The 3,489-nt window shown below is 51.8% G+C and carries 5 protein-coding genes; 3 read left to right on the top strand and 2 right to left on the bottom strand.

The window, feature by feature from the left end:
- A partial coding sequence (locus HMPREF2990_RS00945) for a replication initiation protein (RefSeq protein WP_371574641.1) occupies positions 1-1,513 on the top strand: 1,513 nt, incomplete at its 5' end.
- Between the two features lie 179 nt (positions 1,514-1,692).
- On the opposite strand, the gene HMPREF2990_RS13270 is transcribed toward HMPREF2990_RS00945, so the two are convergent.
- Entirely contained in the window at positions 1,693-1,827 is a 135-nt protein-coding gene (locus HMPREF2990_RS13270; protein ID WP_256364857.1) for a hypothetical protein, read from the bottom strand.
- 12 nt (positions 1,828-1,839) lie between these two features.
- A complete protein-coding gene (locus HMPREF2990_RS12605) occupies positions 1,840-2,136 on the bottom strand; it encodes a hypothetical protein (RefSeq protein WP_141757737.1) in 297 nt (98 codons plus the stop codon).
- 90 nt (positions 2,137-2,226) lie between these two features.
- Here HMPREF2990_RS12605 and HMPREF2990_RS00940 point away from each other — a divergent pair, with 90 nt between their 5' ends.
- Together HMPREF2990_RS00940 and HMPREF2990_RS00935 are read left to right on the top strand one after the other, a co-directional pair.
- Positions 2,227-3,042, top strand: a complete 816-nt coding sequence (locus HMPREF2990_RS00940; protein ID WP_000018326.1) for an aminoglycoside O-phosphotransferase APH(3')-Ia — start codon at positions 2,227-2,229, stop codon at positions 3,040-3,042.
- A gap of 187 nt (positions 3,043-3,229) precedes the next feature.
- Positions 3,230-3,489: IS6 family transposase (locus HMPREF2990_RS00935; protein WP_141757736.1), on the top strand; the 260-nt coding region annotated here is incomplete at its 3' end.

Raw genomic sequence — 3,489 nt, 5'->3', positions numbered from 1 at the left:
CGGGCGGCAACCCAGTGACTTTCGCTTATCACCCAGCTCATCTCTGGGAGAAAGCATGGCCATGAGTCTACAGGCTTACGCGCAAAACGCGCACATTAAAACACCCACCCGTGTCGAACCAGATCGTGGCGGGCTGGATAACACCCCAGCATCCGCCAATGACCGCGACTTGCTCCGCGCACATTTAGGCCGCGAGGTGCTCCACGGGTCTATCGGACGGGATTTTTCCAAGTCTTATATGCGTAATGCTGACGGCACGAACTCGCCGCGCATGTATCGCTTCGACACTGAGGCTTTAGGACGGTGCGAGTACGTCATGCTTACCAGTAAGCAGTACGCCGCCGTCCTGGTTGTTGACGTTGACCAGATTGGAACAGCCGGCGGTGACCCCGCAGACTTAAATCCCTATGTCCGCGACGTGGTGCGCTCACTTATTTCGCACACCATCGGCCCAGCGTGGGTGGGAATCAACCCGACTAACGGGAAAGCGCAGTTCATTTGGCTGATTGACCCCGTCTACGCTGACCGTGGGGGCAAATCAGCGCAGATGAAGTTGCTGGCAGCAACCACACGCGTACTAGGTGAGCTTTTAGACCACGACCCGCATTTTTCCCACCGCTTTAGCCGCAACCCGTTTTACACAGGCAAAGCTCCTACGGCTTATCGTTGGTACAGGCAACACAACCGAGTGATGCGTCTTGGAGACTTGGTAAAAAAGGTGAGGGACATGGCAGGACACGACCAGTTCAACCCCACCCCGCGCCAACAGTTTTCCTCTGGCCGGGAACTTATCAATGCAGTGAAATCTCGCCGCGAGGAAGCCCAAGCATTTAAAGCCTTGGCCCAAGACGTAGATGCAGAAATCGCCGGGGGTCTTGACCAATACGATCCGGAGCTTATCGACGGAGTGCGCGTGCTGTGGACTACCCAGGGAAAAGCGGCACGTGACGAAACCGCCTTTAAGCACGCGCTCAAGGTCGGCCACCGCCTACGCCAGCAAGGCCAGCGTCTGACTGATGCGGCGATTATTGATGCCTATGAGCACGCCTACAACGTGGCCCACGCCCATGGCGGAGCCGGGCGTGACAGTGAGATGCCGCCCATGCGCGACCGCCAAACCATGGCACGTCGCGTGCGTGGCTACGTCACCCAGTCCAAGAGTAAGGCTTATGGAAGCACTAGCGCTCCAGGTAAAGCCACCAGCAGCGAACGAAAAGCACTAGCCACCATGGGACGCAAAGGCGGCCAGAAAGCAGCACAACGCTGGAAAACAGACCCCGACGGTAAATATGCGCAAGCACAAAGGTCGAAGCTCGAAAAGACACATCGTAAGAAGCGAGTGGAAGGCCAGATTACGCGCGCTCGTATACAAGCCTTAATCGGTGACTCCTATGTACAAACAGGGACCGTGTTGACGCGTAAGCAAATAATGGAGGAGACGGGGCTGTCTCGTGCGACGGTCACTCGACACCTTGCTGCGCTGCGTGAGCAAGGAATGGTTCCTGCGGAGTAAAAAGGGGCTCACACCGTAAGCAATATACGGTTCCCCTGCCGCTAGGCAGTTAGATAAAACTCTTTAAGCGTTGTCTTGAAGCGTACTGGAGACAGAAGCCCTCTATTTAACGTGTTAAGTCTGATAAAAATCCGGTTCGTCAACTTGGATGAGTGACGAACCGGAGCGAATGAAATATTTTACTTATTTGCAAACAAAACTCGAAGGCCTTTTCCTTGGAGCTTTGGATTATTTTCCATTCGCTTTTTTAGACCAAGGGCATAGCCAATGCTGCCCCCAGCAAAAACTACAATTGCGATGATCCACAGTGGCATGAGGTTCTCCTTCTAGCAGTGGGTAGATACCCATGTCCAGAATACGGTTTCACCTGCAAGTGCTAGGCCAGCAATCACGGGGTTGACAGCTGCTAGAGCTAGTACTTTGCCCCAAGCTGCAGCATGTCCTGCACCGACTAGGCCAACAACGTAAGGGCATACCTGTTCTTTGGAGATGCGCTCTTCCATGGAAGCCTGTAGGCCGGCGATCTGTTCTGGGCTTGCTTCATTAAGACGAGCTCGAAGTGCTTGTGCGCTTTCCTCTGCGGTGATTGTTTTGGTTGAACCGTCAGGGTAAGTAGTAGTCACTTCTCCAGTGTCATTATTGATGGTTGCGGTAATATATCATCATGAACAATAAAACTGTCTGCTTACATAAACAGTAATACAAGGGGTGTTATGAGCCATATTCAACGGGAAACGTCTTGCTCGAGGCCGCGATTAAATTCCAACCTGGATGCTGATTTATATGGGTATAGATGGGCTCGCGATAATGTCGGGCAATCAGGTGCGACAATCTATCGATTGTATGGGAAGCCCAATGCGCCAGAGTTGTTTCTGAAACATGGCAAAGGTAGCGTTGCCAATGATGTTACAGATGAGATGGTCAGACTAAACTGGCTGACGGCATTTATGCCTCTTCCGACCATCAAGCATTTTATCCGTACTCCTGATGATGCATGGTTACTCACCACTGCGATCCCCGGGAAAACAGCATTCCAGGTATTAGAAGAATATCCTGATTCAGGTGAAAATATTGTTGATGCGCTGGCAGTGTTCCTGCGCCGGTTGCATTCGATTCCTGTTTGTAATTGTCCTTTTAACAGCGATCGCGTATTTCGTCTCGCTCAGGCGCAATCACGAATGAATAACGGTTTGGTTGATGCTAGTGATTTTGATGACGAGCGTAATGGCTGGCCTGTTGAACAAGTCTGGAAAGAAATGCATAAGCTTTTGCCATTCTCACCGGATTCAGTCGTCACTCATGGTGATTTCTCACTTGATAACCTTATTTTTGACGAGGGGAAATTAATAGGTTGTATTGATGTTGGACGAGTCGGAATCGCAGACCGATACCAGGATCTTGCCATCCTATGGAACTGCCTCGGTGAGTTTTCTCCTTCATTACAGAAACGGCTTTTTCAAAAATATGGTATTGATAATCCTGATATGAATAAATTGCAGTTTCATTTGATGCTCGATGAGTTTTTCTGATAGTTAGTCTTTGTAGAGACACAAACCTGAAATTCCGGACACCGCGCTTCAGGACATCTCCCTGGACGCCGATATCTGGCAGTATCCGGACGGGGCACTGTTGCAAATAGTCGGTGGTGATAAACTTATCATCGGTGCTGTTGCAAAGTTGGGGCAGTAGGAAGACCGGCGTGGAATAATCAGGTCCATGGGCATCTTCTCCGGTCGGCAGTTCCCTCGTGAAATCATCCTGTGGGCGGTGCGGTGGTACTGCCGCTACGGCGTGAGCTATCGCGACCTCGAAGAGATGATGACCGAGCGGGGAGTGCCGGTCGATCACACCACGATCTACCGCTGGGTCCAGAAATATGCTCCTGAGCTGGATAAGAAGACCCGGTGGTATCGGCAAGTTCCTGACTGGCAGGCCAGGTCCTGGCGGGTGGATGAGACCTATATCCGGGTCGGGGG

Source organism: Corynebacterium sp. HMSC071B10 (assembly GCF_001814825.1).
In the GTDB taxonomy this organism is placed as follows: domain Bacteria; phylum Actinomycetota; class Actinomycetes; order Mycobacteriales; family Mycobacteriaceae; genus Corynebacterium.
This window is presented reverse-complemented; position numbering and strand designations above follow the sequence as displayed.

Excerpts from the sequence above, each read along its gene's own strand:
- HMPREF2990_RS00940 (WP_000018326.1), top strand. The coding sequence starts at position 2,227 with ATGAGCCATATTCAACGGGAAACGTCTTGCTCGAGGCCGCGATTAAAT.
- HMPREF2990_RS13270 (WP_256364857.1), bottom strand. The coding sequence starts at position 1,827 with ATGCCACTGTGGATCATCGCAATTGTAGTTTTTGCTGGGGGCAGCATT.